The 14,621-nt window shown below is 54.6% G+C and carries 13 protein-coding genes and 1 other annotated feature; of the genes, 3 read left to right on the top strand and 10 right to left on the bottom strand.

Going from position 1 to position 14,621, the window contains the following annotated elements; all coding sequences use genetic code 11:
• Positions 1 to 190 precede the first annotated feature (190 nt).
• On the top strand, positions 191 to 937 hold the full coding sequence (locus HV107_RS10250) for a GntR family transcriptional regulator (protein ID WP_182063095.1): 747 nt from the start codon (positions 191 to 193) through the stop codon (positions 935 to 937).
• On the opposite strand, the gene HV107_RS10245 is transcribed toward HV107_RS10250, so the two are convergent.
• The 3 genes from HV107_RS10245 to ibpA form a co-directional block, all read right to left on the bottom strand.
• Entirely contained in the window at positions 905 to 2,566 is a 1,662-nt protein-coding gene (locus HV107_RS10245; RefSeq protein WP_182063094.1) for a putative transporter, read from the bottom strand. The genes HV107_RS10250 and HV107_RS10245 overlap by 33 nt on opposite strands.
• A 611-nt stretch (positions 2,567 to 3,177) precedes the next feature.
• Positions 3,178 to 3,606, bottom strand: a complete 429-nt coding sequence (gene ibpB / locus HV107_RS10235) for a small heat shock chaperone IbpB (protein ID WP_182063092.1) — start codon at positions 3,604 to 3,606, stop codon at positions 3,178 to 3,180.
• A 136-nt stretch (positions 3,607 to 3,742) separates the two neighbouring features.
• Positions 3,743 to 4,153 (bottom strand): small heat shock chaperone IbpA, encoded by a 411-nt coding sequence (ibpA, locus tag HV107_RS10230; protein WP_182063091.1) that lies wholly within the window; start codon positions 4,151 to 4,153, stop codon positions 3,743 to 3,745.
• Positions 4,147 to 4,220: a sequence feature (ROSE (Repression Of Heat Shock gene Expression) occurs in the 5'-region of heat shock genes and acts as an RNA thermometer to modulate expression.), on the bottom strand. Its footprint overlaps the gene before it by 7 nt.
• Positions 4,221 to 4,466: 246 nt before the next feature.
• Between ibpA and HV107_RS10225 the strand changes: the two genes are divergently transcribed.
• The gene (locus HV107_RS10225) at positions 4,467 to 4,799 is read left to right on the top strand and encodes a YceK/YidQ family lipoprotein (RefSeq protein WP_182063090.1); all 333 of its coding nucleotides are present in this window, start codon (positions 4,467 to 4,469) and stop codon (positions 4,797 to 4,799) included.
• Positions 4,800 to 4,801: 2 nt separating this feature from the next.
• Here HV107_RS10225 and HV107_RS10220 read toward each other — a convergent pair whose 3' ends face one another.
• The 4 genes from HV107_RS10220 to HV107_RS10205 all read right to left on the bottom strand — a co-directional run bounded on the left by HV107_RS10220 (position 4,802) and on the right by HV107_RS10205 (position 8,924).
• Complete coding sequence (locus tag HV107_RS10220; protein WP_182063089.1) at positions 4,802 to 6,025, bottom strand: DUF3748 domain-containing protein; 1,224 nt, start codon at positions 6,023 to 6,025, stop codon at positions 4,802 to 4,804.
• A gap of 59 nt (positions 6,026 to 6,084) precedes the next feature.
• Entirely contained in the window at positions 6,085 to 6,894 is an 810-nt protein-coding gene (locus tag HV107_RS10215; RefSeq protein ID WP_182063088.1) for a shikimate 5-dehydrogenase, read from the bottom strand.
• 75 nt (positions 6,895 to 6,969) lie between these two features.
• Positions 6,970 to 7,782 carry a sugar-phosphatase gene (gene yidA / locus HV107_RS10210; protein WP_182063087.1) on the bottom strand — a complete coding sequence of 271 codons (813 nt, stop codon included), beginning with the start codon at positions 7,780 to 7,782 and terminating at the stop codon, positions 6,970 to 6,972.
• 116 nt (positions 7,783 to 7,898) lie between these two features.
• On the bottom strand, positions 7,899 to 8,924 hold the full coding sequence (locus tag HV107_RS10205; protein ID WP_182063086.1) for an NAD(P)-dependent alcohol dehydrogenase: 1,026 nt from the start codon (positions 8,922 to 8,924) through the stop codon (positions 7,899 to 7,901).
• A 111-nt stretch (positions 8,925 to 9,035) separates the two neighbouring features.
• Between HV107_RS10205 and HV107_RS10200 the strand changes: the two genes are divergently transcribed.
• Positions 9,036 to 9,971 (top strand): LysR family transcriptional regulator, encoded by a 936-nt coding sequence (locus tag HV107_RS10200; protein ID WP_182063085.1) that lies wholly within the window; start codon positions 9,036 to 9,038, stop codon positions 9,969 to 9,971.
• 33 nt (positions 9,972 to 10,004) lie between these two features.
• Here the strand turns inward: HV107_RS10200 and gyrB are convergent, their stop codons facing one another.
• From gyrB to dnaN, 3 genes are read right to left on the bottom strand one after another with little or no spacing between them, the layout of a single operon-like run.
• Positions 10,005 to 12,416, bottom strand: coding sequence for a DNA topoisomerase (ATP-hydrolyzing) subunit B (gene gyrB / locus HV107_RS10195; protein WP_182063084.1), 2,412 nt, complete (start codon positions 12,414 to 12,416; stop codon positions 10,005 to 10,007).
• A gap of 28 nt (positions 12,417 to 12,444) precedes the next feature.
• Entirely contained in the window at positions 12,445 to 13,518 is a 1,074-nt protein-coding gene (recF, locus tag HV107_RS10190; RefSeq protein WP_063431029.1) for a DNA replication/repair protein RecF, read from the bottom strand.
• Positions 13,518 to 14,618 (bottom strand): DNA polymerase III subunit beta, encoded by a 1,101-nt coding sequence (gene dnaN / locus HV107_RS10185; RefSeq protein ID WP_182063083.1) that lies wholly within the window; start codon positions 14,616 to 14,618, stop codon positions 13,518 to 13,520. Before dnaN ends, recF begins: the two co-directional genes overlap by 1 nt.
• Positions 14,619 to 14,621: the final 3 nt, after the last annotated feature.

The raw sequence follows: 14,621 nt of genomic DNA, 5'->3' as shown, positions 1-14,621 counted from the left end.
AGAGGCCTTTATGGTTTTTTGCTGGCCTGAAATGAGCATAAGAATTTACTGGTGAGCAAACATGACGTACCGCTGCGTTCCGTGATCGCATTCATGGTTTTAATTTGGCCAATCAGGTCTACTTTTGGTTGTAAATATGGACATCTTCACACTCAGCTCTCCCCCCTGATATGCACAGAGAGGTCTACAGGTGATCTACAAATCCATTGCCGACAGGCTGCGGTTACGGCTGAATTCATCGGATTACAATGTCGGTAGCCCGTTACCGGGTGAGAAAGCGCTGGCGCAGGAGTTTGGCGTGGCGCGAATGACCATCCGTAAGGCGCTCGATTTACTGGTGAGCTGGGGGCTGGTTGAACGTCGTCACGGCAGCGGCACCTTTGTGGCACGTAAAGACGTCCACCATGAAACCACGAACCTGACCGGGCTGGTGGAAGTGCTACGCCAGCAGGGAAAAGAGGTGCAAAGCAAGGTGTTACAGTTTGAGGTGATGCCCGCGCCGCCTGCCATTGCCAGCCAGTTACGCATTCAGATTGATGAGCGGATCTACTTTTCGCGCCGGGTGCGTTATGTAGAAGGCAAGCCGCTGATGCTGGAGGACAGCTTTATGCCAGTGAAGCTGTTTCGCAACCTGTCGCTGGCGCATCTTGAAGGGTCGAAGTTTGATTACATCGAAAAGGAGTGTGGGATAACCATCAGCGGGAACTACGAAAGCCTGACGCCCGTTCTGGCAGACAAACAGCTGGCGCAGTACCTGAACCTGCCGGAACAAACGCCGCTGTTGCGAATCACTTCTCTCTCTTACAGCGACAGCGGCGAGTTCCTCAATTATTCCGTGATGTTCCGTAATACCAGTGATTACCAGGTGGACTACCATTTACGGCGCATCCACCCGGAAGAGTTACTAACTCATCCCCCAGAAAATCACCGCCAGTAGCTGTGGCGTAATAATACGAAGGAACATCACCAGCGGATAAACCGTGGCATAAGAGAGTGCCGCCGCACCGCTGGTGGCGTGCAGGTTATTGGCAAAGGCGAGTGCTGGCGGGTCAGTCATGGAGCCCGCGAGCATCCCGCAGAGTGTCAGGTAGTTCATTTTGGCGAACATCCGCGCCAGAATGCCCATCGTCAGCAGCGGGATTGCGGTAATAAATATCCCGTAGCCTACCCAGCTCATCCCTTCGCCTCTGACCAGAGTATCAACAAAATCGCCGCCGGATTTCAGGCCGACAACCGCCAGAAACAGCACAATCCCCAGCTCGCGTAGCGCCAGGTTAGCGCTCGGCGGCATAAACCAGTACAGCTTACCGATGCAGCCGATACGCCCGAGGATCAGCGCCATAATCAGCGGGCCGCCCGCCAGCCCCAGCTTGAGCGCCACCGGGAAGCCCGGTACATACAGCGGAATGGAGCCGAGCAGCACGCCCAGACCGATACCGATAAATACCGGCAGCATCTGCACCTGCTGTAATTTTTGCTGCGCGTTGCCGACCATATCCGCCACGGCATCTATCGACGAGGGCCGGCCAACCAGATTGAGGATGTCGCCAAATTGCAGGCTGGCATCCGGGCTAGCGACCAGTTCGATGCCCGCACGGTTAAGACGCGAGATCACCACGTCATAACGCTCTTTTACCTGTAAATCGCGGATTTTCTTGCCAAGAACCTGCTCGTTGGTGACCACAACACGCTCAACGCGCATGTCGGTTCCGCGTGTGGAGAGCGAGGTATCCACCTCCTGACCAATCACCAGCCGCGCGTTATGCAGATCCCCCGGTTGCCCGACCAGGTGCAGTAAATCCCCCAACTGAATAATGGTGCCGGGCGATGGCACCATCAGCATGTCGTCACGTTTAAGCCGCGAGCAGATGATGTTGACGCTGTTCAGGATCGGCACGTCCTGAATGGCCATTTTGTCGAGGTTGGGGTTATCAACCCGGATATTGATGGTTTTGATCAGCGCATGGCCATTCGTCAGCGTGGATTCATGATCCTGCGCCTCTTTCTCAACATTGATGCGAAACAGCACACGCATCAGCCACATCGAGAGCAGGATGCCGCAAATACCGAACGGGTAAGCCATGGCATAGCTCATCCCCATCTGGTCAACAATGCCTGGCGAGATACCCAGATCGCGCAGGATTTGCTGCCCGGCACCCAGCGCAGGCGTGTTGGTGACCGCGCCAGAGAAAATACCCAGCACCACGGGGAGCGGAATAGCAAAGAGTTTATGCAGAAGAGCGGTGACTAGCCCACCCATCACGACAATGCCGAGCGCAAACAGATTAAGCCGTAAGCCAGAAACACGAAGAGAAGCGAAAAACCCCGGCCCAACCTGGATACCAATGGTATACACGAAGAGGATCAGACCGAATTCCTGGATGAAGTGCAGCATCTCAGTGCTGAGCACAAGCCCAAGCTGGTCAGCAAAATGTCCGACAAAAATCCCGCCGAACAACACCCCGCCAATACCAAACCCGACGCCACGGATTTTAATATTGCCAATCCACAGGCCAACCACCGCGACCAGGGCCAACACGCTAACAGTTAACGCGATATCACTCATGATCCACTTCCTGTGCATAACCTTAGTTATAAGAAGGATTCTCTCAGAGCCGGACGCGGTTGTATGGGCGATGGCGCACAAAAAAGCCGAAGGTAAAAGTAGAACGGTCACCCAAAGGTGACCGTTTTTTGTGTTTGCGCCCTCTCCCGGTGGGAGAGGGTTCCCCAGTAATTTTTGTCTTTCTTCAGCGATGATATTACGCCATTGAAATAAAAGACTTACCGCAGCTCCATGGTCCGGCTGAAAATCGCCGAAGTGTTTACGGAAGGCCGGGGCGCCGCGCATGGATGCGCGGCGAGGGCGGCTTTACAGGGACGTTTCATCCGCCCGTCCCCGATTAGCCTGGAGCAAACGCTGAGGGCATCGCGAAGCGACGATTTTCTTGCCGGGAGCCCGGGTCGCCAGGGTAGCGGCGGTGAGCTACCCTGGCACGTTCACCGGTATTGTGGTGACAGAGTAGCAAGGACCATAAAGTGAACGGAATGACCACCTGAGCTGTATGTTCCCCCTCTCCCCAAAAAGGAGAGGGGGTCGTACGTGCCCGTATTTTTTCTGGGGAACCCTCAACCCAGTAGGAGAGGGTCGGAGTGAGGGCACCAGCCCGCACAAAATCAGCTATTTAACGCCGGGCGCTCGCTAATGGCGATACGCTGCGGTGCAATGGCGTCCGGCACGTTGCGGGTCAGGTCGATATGCAGCAACCCGTTAGTGAACGTGGCGCCAGAAACTTCCATATGATCGGCCAGGGTAAAGCTCAGACTGAACGGCTGAGTCACCAGCCCCTGATGCAACCACTTGGTTTCGGTGTCTTGTTTTTCCGGCGTCCCTTTTACGCTAAGGCGAGTGCCTTCAAGCTGGATATCCAGGTCTTCCTGACGGAAGCCAGCCAGCGCCAGCGTGATGCGATAGTGGTTATCATCGCTCTTTTCGATGTTGTACGGCGGAAATGTCTGTTGCTCGGTGGTGCTTTGCAGGGCGTTAGCCAGTTTGTCAAAACCAATCCACTGACGCAGCAGGGGGGATAAATCGTAATTACGCATACTAAATCTCCTTCTGAGAAGCGAGTTCGGCACAGTTTAATTTTGTGCGCAGTTGTTCCTGCAAATCCTTATGGATTCGCATATGCTCCCGGTACGGCAAGCAATTCGGTTTGGGCCGCGAACGCGACCCGCTAAATTAGTTAATTTCGATACGGCGCGGTTTTTTCTCTTCTGGAATGATGCGTTCCAGTTCGACAAACAGCAGGCCGTTGACCAGGTTCGCGCCTTTAACATGAATGTTCTCGGCTAACTGGAACTTGCGTTCAAAGTTGCGCTCGGCGATGCCCTGGTAAAGGTAGGTACGTTCTTTCTGCTCCGCCGCATGTGAACCTTTCACCAGCAGCAGGTTATCCTGGGCGGTGATCTCCAGTTCGTTCTCTGCAAAACCGGCGACGGCAATGGCGATGCGGTAGTGGTTTTCATCCACCAGCTCAACATTGTAAGGAGGGTAGCCGTTGCTCTGGCTTTGATTATTTTCTAAATGATTAAACAGGCGGTCAAAACCAATGGCAGAACGGTATAACGGGGAAAGATCGAAGTTACGCATAAATAAAAGCTCCTGAAATCAGCGAGAATTTTTAGCCTTCCACCATGGACAGGCTGCTGTACCCCCCAAATACCCATCAGGCGTATGTGTTATCGGGGTACATACTTAAAATGGGTCTGTAAAAGGGGATTTCAAGCCACAGACCGTGAGATTTTTTTGCACTTTGCTGGTACTTGCATAGACTGGGACTACAGCACAAAGGGTTAAATTGCGATGGCCGCCACAGAGCGGCGCTTTTCGACTATTCATTTCGAACATGGCCCGTTATAAACCCCATTGCAGGTTTGAGCCGTGCCATTAACGATGATTACAGATGATGAAAAATGTTCTGATTAAGCTGACAACGTTCAGCGGAGTGGTATTACTTTGCGGGTGTTCGAGCGTGATGTCTCACACTGGCGGTAAAGAAGGAACATACCCGGGCACTCGTGCGAGCGCCGCGATGATCACGGATGACGACACTAACTGGGGCACCAAATCCCTGGTGATACTGGATATGCCGCTGACGGCAGTCGCCGATACGCTCCTGCTGCCGTGGGATATGTTGCGTACCGACAACTCAGTGCGTTCGCGCGTCGAGAAAAGCGAGCAGGAAAACCTGGCGACAAACTCCGTTATCCCGCCTGCGGCGATGCCCTCACACTGACATTACGCGGTTTCCGTGACCCAAATCTGACGGAAACCGGCTGTCTCTTCCATCCAGGCAACCAGCTCCCCATCCGGTGAAAACACGATGGCGTCCCCGGACGGCGGGTTGCCGTGATCGGACGTCAAAAACGTCACCTCTCCTGTGGCCGCATCACACCGGGCTATCCGGTTTTCGAGTACAAATCCAAGCATGTTCCCGGATGGGTGCCAGTTAAACGCCGACTGAATATCGCTCTCGTTATGGGTTAACTGTCGCGGCTCACCGCCTTCAGGTGCGATAAGCCAGAGTTGCACAATGCCGTTATTGTCGCGCATCAGGAACGCGATTTGCGTTGCTTGCGGATTGCTGCGCACCCAGTGACGAGGAACATTCACCAGCCCCGGGAACGCCTTTTGATGGGTAAAGGTTAAACGGCGCTGCGCCACGCCCGCAGGCGGCGCTGGCATGGTCTCCGGTGTTCCCTGTAATGGTGTATCTCCCGCACGTTTCCAGCCCTGCTCGTTCTTCGGTAAATCGACGATAAACAGTTCCGGAACTTTATCGCCGTGAACCGACACGGTATCGCCAATAAACGCCAGCCTGTCGTTACCGACCCAGCCCTCTTCATAGGCACGATTGATTTCATCGCTTCCCGGCTCCGGCGTGTGCGTGGTGCGACTCACCAGCACGCTCCAGAACGTACCGGCATATTCACGCGGGTGAGCACCCGGCGGCGATACCGGGCCATAGGGTACGGCCACTCCCACATTGCGTAAATCGAGTTTTGGATCGCGCTCGTGCAGGACATGGTCGTTGTAGGTAAAGCTCACGCACTGCCCGTCCGGGCTAAAGACGTGGACATGGCTGCCGCCACGCAGTGCCCCTGCGGTATAGGGCGCAGTAATGTCCATTGCGTCGAGGTGACTTACCTGCCCGCGGTAGGCAATCACGCCCTGACGATGGTGGAAATCATAGTGCCAACCGGCATCCGGGTTTTCCGGGCCGTGGATAAAAACATACTTATCTTCAGCGGGATGAACGGTCACCACTCCGACATGCGCGCCGTGGGTGGCACGATAAATAACATCAACATCACCCGAGTTAACGTTCACTCGCTCAATGGTTTCACCGGTAAAAGAGGCACCAGAAGAACGCACATCGTAGGCAAGCCAGCTGCTGTCAGGCGTCCAGGTGTGGGTATTTGTCAGTTGATGATGGCGCGAAGCGAAGGTGATTTGTTTCATGTCGTTATCCGGGCAAAGGACCAGGCGACATAGTACCGCTTAACTCAGCGCGAAGACCATCACAGGCGAGAGAAAGCCGACGCCTCACGCATAAGCTGCTCATCCGGGCGGACGCCGGTATAGAGCGCAAACTGCTCGAGCGCCTGTAAGGCAATCACTTCAGCCCCGGTCACGACCGGTTTTCCAAGCTGTTTCGCCAGCCGGATAAGCGGTGTCTCGGAAGGAAAAGCGACCACATCAAACACCCAGCGTGCCGCATTCACCGCCTCTTTTTCAAAGGCCAGGCTATTTTCTTCCACACCGCCGCTCATGCCGATCGGGGTGACATTAACGAGGATATCAGCCTGCCGCCCCGTCGCATCCTGACGCCACTGATAGCCATATTTTTCGGCGAGCGCCTGCCCCTGCTGCTGATTGCGCGCCACAATGGTGACACGGGTAAACCCGCTATCGCGAAATGCAGCAACAACCGCTTTCGCCATCCCGCCGCTGCCCTTCACGAAGACCGACATTTGCGTATCGTTAAAATTATCCTGAATGAGGTTTTTAACCGCAATGTAGTCCGTGTTGTAGGCTGTCAGATGCCCCTTATCGTTGACGATGGTATTCACTGAATCAATCGCCAGTACGGAATCGGACAGGGTATCAATAAACGGAATGCAGGTTTCTTTGAATGGCATCGAGACAGAACAACCGCGAATGCCCAGCGCTTTCACGCCTTTTACCGCGTGTTCGATATCCGTTGTGCTGAAAGCTTTGTAGATAAAATCGAGGTCGAGTTTTTGATACAGATAGTTATGAAAACGCGTGCCAATGTTACTGGGTCTTCCTGATAGAGAAATGCATAGTTGTGTGTCTTTATTTAACATCACCGCCTCCTGTTCATTTCCATCACAAGCCCTGTGACACCGTTAAGGCATCACAGAGAAATTACGCATCACATCTTAATTGAGGACAAATTTCTCGATTGCCCAGGCAACGCCGTCTTCCAGGTTGGATTTAGTAACAAAGTTGGCCACTTCTTTCACCGACGGGATCGCGTTATCCATCGCGACCCCCATACCGGCGTACTCAATCATTGCGATGTCATTTTCCTGATCGCCCAGCGCCATGATCTCTTCAGGTTTAATACCCAGGGCGTCGGCGAGTGATTTCACGCCCGTGCCTTTATTGACGCGTTTATCGAGGATTTCGAGGAAGTACGGCGCACTTTTAAGCACGGTGTACTTCTCTTTTACATCTGCCGGAATACGCGCAATGGCTTTGTCCAGGATCTCGGGTTCGTCAATCATCATCACTTTCAGGAACTGGGTGTTCGGATCCATCTTCTCTGCTTCGCAGAACACCAGCGGAATGGTAGCGACAAAGGATTCATGCACAGTGTAGTAACTGATATCGCGGTTTGCGGTATAGAGCGTATTGCGATCGAGCGCGTGGAAATGGGAACCCACATCACGGGAGAGCTTTTCCAGGAACAGGTAATCGTCATAGTTCAGCGCGGTTTGCGCCACCGCGCTGCCGTCAGCGGCTTTTTGCACCAGAGCACCATTGTACGTGATGCAATAATCACCCGGTTGATTCATATGCAGCTCTTTCAGGTAGCTGTGAACACCGGCATACGGACGGCCAGTGGTCAGTACCACATTAACGCCCTTTGCACGCGCTGCGGCGATTGCGTTTTTAACGGCTGGAGAGATAGTGTGGTCTGGCAGCAGCAGGGTGCCGTCCATATCGATTGCAATGAGTTTGATGGCCATGAGATCCCCGGTTTGAATGAGTCTTGACTCATGCTAACTCGATTAAGCCCACAAAAATAGGGCTACATTGCGCAACCAACCCCCCCCCTTTTACGCAAATCCCGGGGATCGCAGACTCACTCGCGGGTGAGGACGATTTTACCGAACGCGCCGCGATCCAGATGTTCGAGCGCCTGTTCAAGCTGGTCGAAGCGGTAGCGGTGTTCGATCACAGGTTTCAGGCCGGTCACATCCACGGCGCGGACGAAATCTTCCAGCGCGCGGCGGTGTCCGACGCCAATCCCCTGAATCACCGGTGATTTCAGCAGCAGTTCGCTGGCAGGCAATGAGATTTCCGTGCCAGCCAGAACGCCAATCACCGAAATTCGGCCGTGGACCGCAACGGCTCGCAGAGAATGTTTTAGATTCTCCCCGCCAACGGTTTCAATAATATGGTCGATTCCGCGATCGCCAGACTGTACGTAAATCCCTTCAACCCAATCACCTTTGAGCCGGTTTAACCCGTGATCGGCTCCCAGCTTTTTCGCCTGGGCCAGTTTTTCATCGCTTCCCGAGGTGACAAAAACCTCCGCACCCAGCACTTTTGCAATCTGCAAAGCGAATATCGCCACGCCGCCCGTGCCCTGCACCAGCACCGATTGCCCGGCGCGTAAATTCCCGCGCTCCACCAGCGCGAACCATGCGGTCAGCCCTGCACAGGGCAACGTGCTGGCTTGTGCATCATCCAGGGTTTGCGGGGCCGCCACCAGCCAGTTTTCATTCATAATCACGTATTCGGCCAGCATCCCCTGAAAGTAACCCCCAAGCGTTTTATAGGGCAAGGTGCGTGCATCGGCTTTTGGCTTACCGTCAATCCACTCAGGGAAGAAGGTGGAGATGACGCGAGCACCGGCTTTGAAACGCGTGACGCCTTCACCCACGCTATCCACCACGCCCGCCATGTCAGACGCCGGCGTAAACGGGAAGGAAAGCGGAATCGGCATCGTGCCTTCAATGACCATTTTGTCGCGATAGTTGAGCGCAACGGCATTCACCCGTACGCGCACTTCGCCCGGGCCGGGCTGTGGAACAGGTTCCTGAATGAGTTTGAGGCTCTCGCGCCCGAGAGCGTTCATTGACCAGCGTTGCATTGTCTCTTTCATCGTATTACTCCTGTCATCAAAATGAGCTTCTGTACTGACAGTCTAACGTTGAATAATAGTCTCCAGTGGCGATAAGTTTTCCTTTTATTGACGCCATAGTGGATACAATCCATGTCCGATACGCTGAAAGACATCCCCGTTTTTGTCGCCGCCGTTGAGGCGGGAAGCTTTGCTCAGGCCGCTATTCGTCTGCATTTATCACGCTCGGCGGTAGGAAAAAGCATCGCCCGCCTTGAAGCCCGGCTGGGGGTCCGTCTTTTTCAACGCACCACCCGCAGCCAGAGCCTGACCGATAACGGCGCTCTTTTTTACGAACGCTGCTTGCGCGCGCTGGAGGAGATTCGGGGCGCAGAATCCCTGCTGGAAACAGGAAAACAGCAGGTCAGCGGCCGCCTGCGCGTTGCCATGCCGGTGCTGTTTGGTCGCCAGTGTGTCGCTCCGCTACTGATAGAACTGGCGCAGGAACACCCCGGCCTTGAGCTTGAAATGTCATTCAGCGACCGCGTGGTGGATCTCGTCGAAGAAGGGTTTGATATGGCGGTGCGTAACGGCACGCTGCAGGACAGCAGTGTTCTGGTCGCCAGAAGGCTAGGGGAGCACCGCATGGTGCTGTGTGCCGCGCCGGATTATCTGCAGAAAAGCGGTCAGCCAGAAACTGTGGCTGATTTACCCCATCATGTGGCCATCAACTATCTGCGGGCAGGCAGAGTGCTACCCTGGCAACTGATGGATAACGTAGGTCACTCGCACACCTTTACTCCCCGTTCATCACTCAATATGGATGACTTACAGGCGATCTGCGACGCGGCGCTGGCGGGACACGGCATTGCGTGGTTACCCTGCTGGATGGCCATCAAAGAGATTCATCAAGGCAAACTCGTCCCGCTCCTGAAGCAGGCGCCAGATGTACGCTTCGACGTTCATGCAGTTTGGCAGCAGACACCGCATTTGCCGCTGAGGGTACGCATTGCCATCGACACGCTAGTGAGCCGTTTGCCAGCAGTAATGTCACTGGACCTTCCTGAGGCCATAAAAAAGCCGCGCTAAAAGCGCGGCCTGCGTTTTGCGATCTGACGACGATTAAATATCGATATTCGCCGCTTTCAGGGCGTTCTCTTCGATAAAGGCACGGCGTGGTTCAACCGCATCGCCCATCAGGGTGGTGAACAGCTGGTCAGCAGCAATGGCGTCCTTCACTGTCACTCGCAACATGCGGCGGCTTTCAGGATCCATGGTGGTTTCCCACAGCTGATCAGGGTTCATTTCGCCCAGACCTTTATAACGCTGGATTGCGAGGCCACGACGGGACTCTTTCACCAGCCAGTCCAGCGCCTGCTCGAAGCTGGCAACCGGCTGACGGCGTTCGCCACGTTCGATGAACGCATCGTCTTCGATCAGACCACGCAGCTTCTCGCCAAGCGTACAGATGCGGCGGTATTCCGGACCGGTAATAAACTCGTGCTCCAGCGGGTAGTCAGTATCAACGCCGTGGGTACGCACGCGAATCACCGGCTCGAACTGCTGATCGGCATTCTGCTGAACATCGCATTTCCACTGGCTACCGTGCTGCTCTTTCTCGTTCAGCTCGCTCACCAGGGTGTTCACCCAGCGGGTGACGGTCTGTTCGTTGCTCAGATCCGCTTCGGTCAGGGTTGGCTGATACACCAGCTCTTTCAGCAGCGTTTTCGGGTAACGACGTTCCATACGCGTAATCATTTTCTGCGCGGCGTTGAACTCAGAAACCAGACGTTCCAGCGGCTCACCCGCCAGTGCTGGTGCGCTGGAGTTCGCGTGTAGCGTTGCGCCATCAAGGGCGATCGCGATTTGGTACTGATCCATCGCTTCGTCGTCTTTGATGTACTGTTCCTGTTTGCCTTTCTTCACTTTGTACAGCGGTGGCTGTGCAATGTAGACGTGGCCACGTTCAACGATTTCCGGCATCTGACGATAGAAGAAGGTCAACAGCAGCGTACGGATGTGCGAGCCGTCGACGTCCGCATCGGTCATGATGATGATGCTGTGATAGCGCAGTTTGTCCGGGTTGTACTCGTCACGACCGATGCCGCAGCCCAGCGCGGTAATCAGCGTCGCCACTTCCTGAGAAGAGAGCATTTTGTCGAAACGCGCTTTTTCTACGTTAAGGATCTTACCCTTCAACGGCAGAATCGCCTGGTTCTTACGGTTACGACCCTGCTTCGCAGAACCGCCCGCGGAGTCCCCTTCCACAAGGTACAGTTCAGACAGTGCCGGGTCGCGTTCCTGGCAGTCAGCCAGTTTGCCCGGCAGGCCTGCTAAGTCCAGCGCGCCTTTACGACGGGTCATTTCACGGGCTTTACGCGCCGCTTCACGGGCACGTGCCGCATCGATAATTTTGCCGACCACGATTTTCGCGTCCGACGGGTTTTCCAGCAGGTATTCGCTCAGCAGTTCGTTCATCTGCTGTTCTACCGCCGATTTCACCTCAGAAGAAACCAGCTTGTCTTTGGTCTGAGAGGAGAACTTCGGATCCGGAACCTTCACAGAGACAACAGCAATCAGACCTTCACGGGCATCGTCACCGGTGGCGCTGACTTTCGCTTTTTTGCTGTAGCCTTCTTTATCCATGTAGGCGTTCAGGGTACGGGTCATCGCCGTACGGAAGCCAACAAGGTGGGTACCACCGTCACGCTGTGGAATGTTGTTGGTGAAGCAGTAGATATTTTCCTGGAAACCGTCGTTCCACTGCAGCGCCACTTCTACGCCAATACCGTCTTTTTCGGTGGAGAAGTAGAAGATGTTCGGGTGAATTGGCGTTTTGTTCTTGTTCAGATACTCAACGAACGCCTTGATACCGCCTTCGTAGTGGAAGTGGTCTTCTTTACCGTCACGCTTGTCTTTCAGACGAATAGACACACCGGAGTTCAGGAACGACAGTTCACGCAGGCGTTTCGCCAGAATGTCATATTCAAATTCAGTCACATTGCTGAAGGTTTCGTGGCTTGGCCAGAAACGCACCATCGTACCGGTTTTATCCGTGTCGCCAGTGACTGCCAGCGGCGCCTGTGGCACGCCGTGCGTATAAATCTGGCGGTGAATTTTGCCTTCACGCTGGATAACCAGCTCCAGTTTCTGCGACAGGGCGTTAACCACTGAAACACCTACGCCGTGCAGACCGCCGGAAACTTTATAGGAGTTATCATCAAACTTACCGCCTGCGTGCAGGACGGTCATGATAACTTCCGCGGCAGATACGCCCTCTTCCGGGTGAATACCGGTAGGAATGCCACGACCATCATCGGTGACGGATACGGAGTTGTCCGCATGGATCGTCACCACGATGTCTTTACAGTGACCCGCGAGCGCTTCGTCGATAGCGTTATCCACAACCTCGAATACCATGTGGTGCAGACCGGTGCCGTCATCCGTATCGCCGATATACATACCCGGGCGCTTACGCACCGCATCCAGCCCTTTCAGGACTTTGATACTGGAGGAGTCATAAGAATTCGACATCAACGTTTCTCGCTCATTTAATCTTGGGTTAATCCGTTATTTTACCCTTTTCCACGGTAAACATCTTCGAATTTTCGTCCGACATGTCCATAACGTGTTCAGCACTAATAGCGCTGACGAAAACCTGAGACTGCGTGGCTTTTAAGCGGCTGGCAAGCAGCCCGCGCCGCGCGTCATCAAGTTCCGAGGCAAAATCATCTATCAGATACAGGCAGCGCCGCCCGCTTTCACGGGTTAAAAACTCCCCCTGCGCCAGACGTAGCGCGCACATCAGGAGCTTGAGCTGCCCGCGCGACAAGGTATCTTCGACCGGTGCACCGTCTGCACGAATGCGGAAATCCGCCTTGTGCGGGCCATGTGCGGTGTAGGTCAACATGCGGTCGCGCTCGAAATTTCTCTCTAGTACTTCTGCATAGTCCGTCTCTTTCTCCCAGCCGCGCTGGAAAGAGAAGGTGAGAGAAAACTCAGGTAAAAACTGTTTGCAGGTGTCCGCCATATCTTCGGCGATACCTGCGCTGTATTCGGCACGCCAGCGGCTAATTTGTTCCGCCAGCGGGATCAATTCCATATCCCACGGGCGCAGCTGCGCATAACGTGTGACCTGGCGCAGCGCGGCGTTACGCTGCTTGAGCAGACGCTTCAGGTTGCTCCAGGCATTAAAGAAACCGGCTTCGTTGTGAAAGCATCCCCAGTCAAGGAACGCTCTTCTGTATTTGGGGCCGCCGTTGAGTAAAGTAAACCCCTCCGGCGTAATCAGCTGCATAGGCATCAGCAGCGCCAGCTCGGCCACTTTATGGCCGTCGGTCCCGTCGATGCGAACCTTGCTGTCGCCCTGCTTGTCTTTGGTCAGGCCGATAGCGGTTTCCCGCTCTGCACCCTGCAGACGCCCGTGCAGAACAAAGGATTCTTGTTCATGGCGAATAACGCGACCGATTTGCAAACTGCGAAACGCCCGACCGTGGCCGAGCGTATAGATGGCTTCCAGCACGCTGGTTTTGCCGCTGCCGTTCGCACCGACCAGGAAGTTAAAGCCAGGGGATAAAGCGAGATCCGCGCTTTCAATATTGCGAAAGTCGCGGATCAACAGACGGGTGAGCGACATTACAGTCTCATTGGCATGACAACATAAGCAGCCGACTGTGATGCGGCATCTTCAATCTGTACGCTCGAAACGGAGTCGGTCAGCAGAATGCGCACATTCTCGCATTTCAGTGCATTCAGTACATCCAGCACATAGCTAACGTTAAAGCCGATTTCCATCTCGGTCCCGGCGTAGGTGACATCCAGAATCTCTTCTGCTTCTTCCTGTTCCGGGTTGTTCGCGGTGATTTTGATCTGGTTTTCGCTCACATACAGGCGCACGCCACGGAATTTCTCGTTAGAGAGAATGGCCGCACGGGCAAAGGCCTGCTTGAGGATATCGCATCCCGCTTCCAGCGTTTTGTCCGGGTTTTTCGGCAATACGCGGCGATAATCAGGGAAACGACCGTCAACCAGTTTGGATGTGAAGACGAAATCGCCGACATGGGCACGAATATTGTTGCTGCCAATCTGCACGCGCAGCGGGGTTTCGCCGCCGTCGAGCATACGCATCAGCTCAATCACGCCTTTACGCGGCACGATCACCGAATGGTTTGGCAAGGAATCGCCAATCGGCATCGAGCACACCGCCAGGCGGTGACCGTCGGTTGCCACGGTACGCAGTTCTTCACCTTCGGTTTCGAACAACATGCCGTTTAAGTAGTAACGCACATCCTGATGCGCCATCGAAAACTGGGTCGCTTCAATCAGACGCTTCATCGTCGCCTGCGGCAGGGTGAATTCAACTTCACTTTGCCAGTCGTCCAGGTTCGGGAAGTCCGCGGCAGGCAGCGTAGAGAGCGAAAAACGGCTGCGGCCAGAGCGCACCAGCATACGGTCGCCTTCCAGCTGTACAGCGATTTCTGCGCCTTCCGGCAACCCACGGCAGATATCAAAGAATTTACGTGCCGGAACAGTGGTCGCGCCCGCTTCATGCGGCTGAGACAGCGTAACACGCGCGATCATTTCCATTTCCAGGTCTGTGCCGGTCAGCGACAGCGTACCATCTGCAACCTGAAGCAGCAGGTTTCCAAGAATAGGCAGCGTAGGGCGGCCACCTAATGGGCCACTCACCTGTTGCAGCGGTTTTAATAAATGTTCACGTTCAACGGTAAATTTCATAGC

This window comes from Enterobacter sp. RHBSTW-00175 (genome assembly GCF_013927005.1).
Classification (GTDB): Bacteria; Pseudomonadota; Gammaproteobacteria; order Enterobacterales; family Enterobacteriaceae; genus Enterobacter.
This window is presented reverse-complemented; position numbering and strand designations above follow the sequence as displayed.

Bases quoted from the DNA above. Each gene is read 5' to 3' on its own strand.
- ibpB (WP_182063092.1), bottom strand. From the start codon at position 3,606: ATGCGTAATTACGATTTATCCCCCCTGCTGCGTCAGTGGATTGGTTTT.
- HV107_RS10220 (WP_182063089.1), bottom strand. From the start codon at position 6,025: ATGAAACAAATCACCTTCGCTTCGCGCCATCATCAACTGACAAATACC.
- ibpA (WP_182063091.1), bottom strand. From the start codon at position 4,153: ATGCGTAACTTCGATCTTTCCCCGTTATACCGTTCTGCCATTGGTTTT.
- HV107_RS10205 (WP_182063086.1), bottom strand. From the start codon at position 8,924: ATGAAAGAGACAATGCAACGCTGGTCAATGAACGCTCTCGGGCGCGAG.
- dnaN (WP_182063083.1), bottom strand. From the start codon at position 14,618: ATGAAATTTACCGTTGAACGTGAACATTTATTAAAACCGCTGCAACAG.
- HV107_RS10225 (WP_182063090.1), top strand. From the start codon at position 4,467: ATGATGAAAAATGTTCTGATTAAGCTGACAACGTTCAGCGGAGTGGTA.
- recF (WP_063431029.1), bottom strand. From the start codon at position 13,518: ATGTCGCTCACCCGTCTGTTGATCCGCGACTTTCGCAATATTGAAAGC.
- HV107_RS10215 (WP_182063088.1), bottom strand. From the start codon at position 6,894: ATGTTAAATAAAGACACACAACTATGCATTTCTCTATCAGGAAGACCC.
- yidA (WP_182063087.1), bottom strand. From the start codon at position 7,782: ATGGCCATCAAACTCATTGCAATCGATATGGACGGCACCCTGCTGCTG.
- gyrB (WP_182063084.1), bottom strand. From the start codon at position 12,416: ATGTCGAATTCTTATGACTCCTCCAGTATCAAAGTCCTGAAAGGGCTG.
- HV107_RS10245 (WP_182063094.1), bottom strand. From the start codon at position 2,566: ATGAGTGATATCGCGTTAACTGTTAGCGTGTTGGCCCTGGTCGCGGTG.
- HV107_RS10200 (WP_182063085.1), top strand. From the start codon at position 9,036: ATGTCCGATACGCTGAAAGACATCCCCGTTTTTGTCGCCGCCGTTGAG.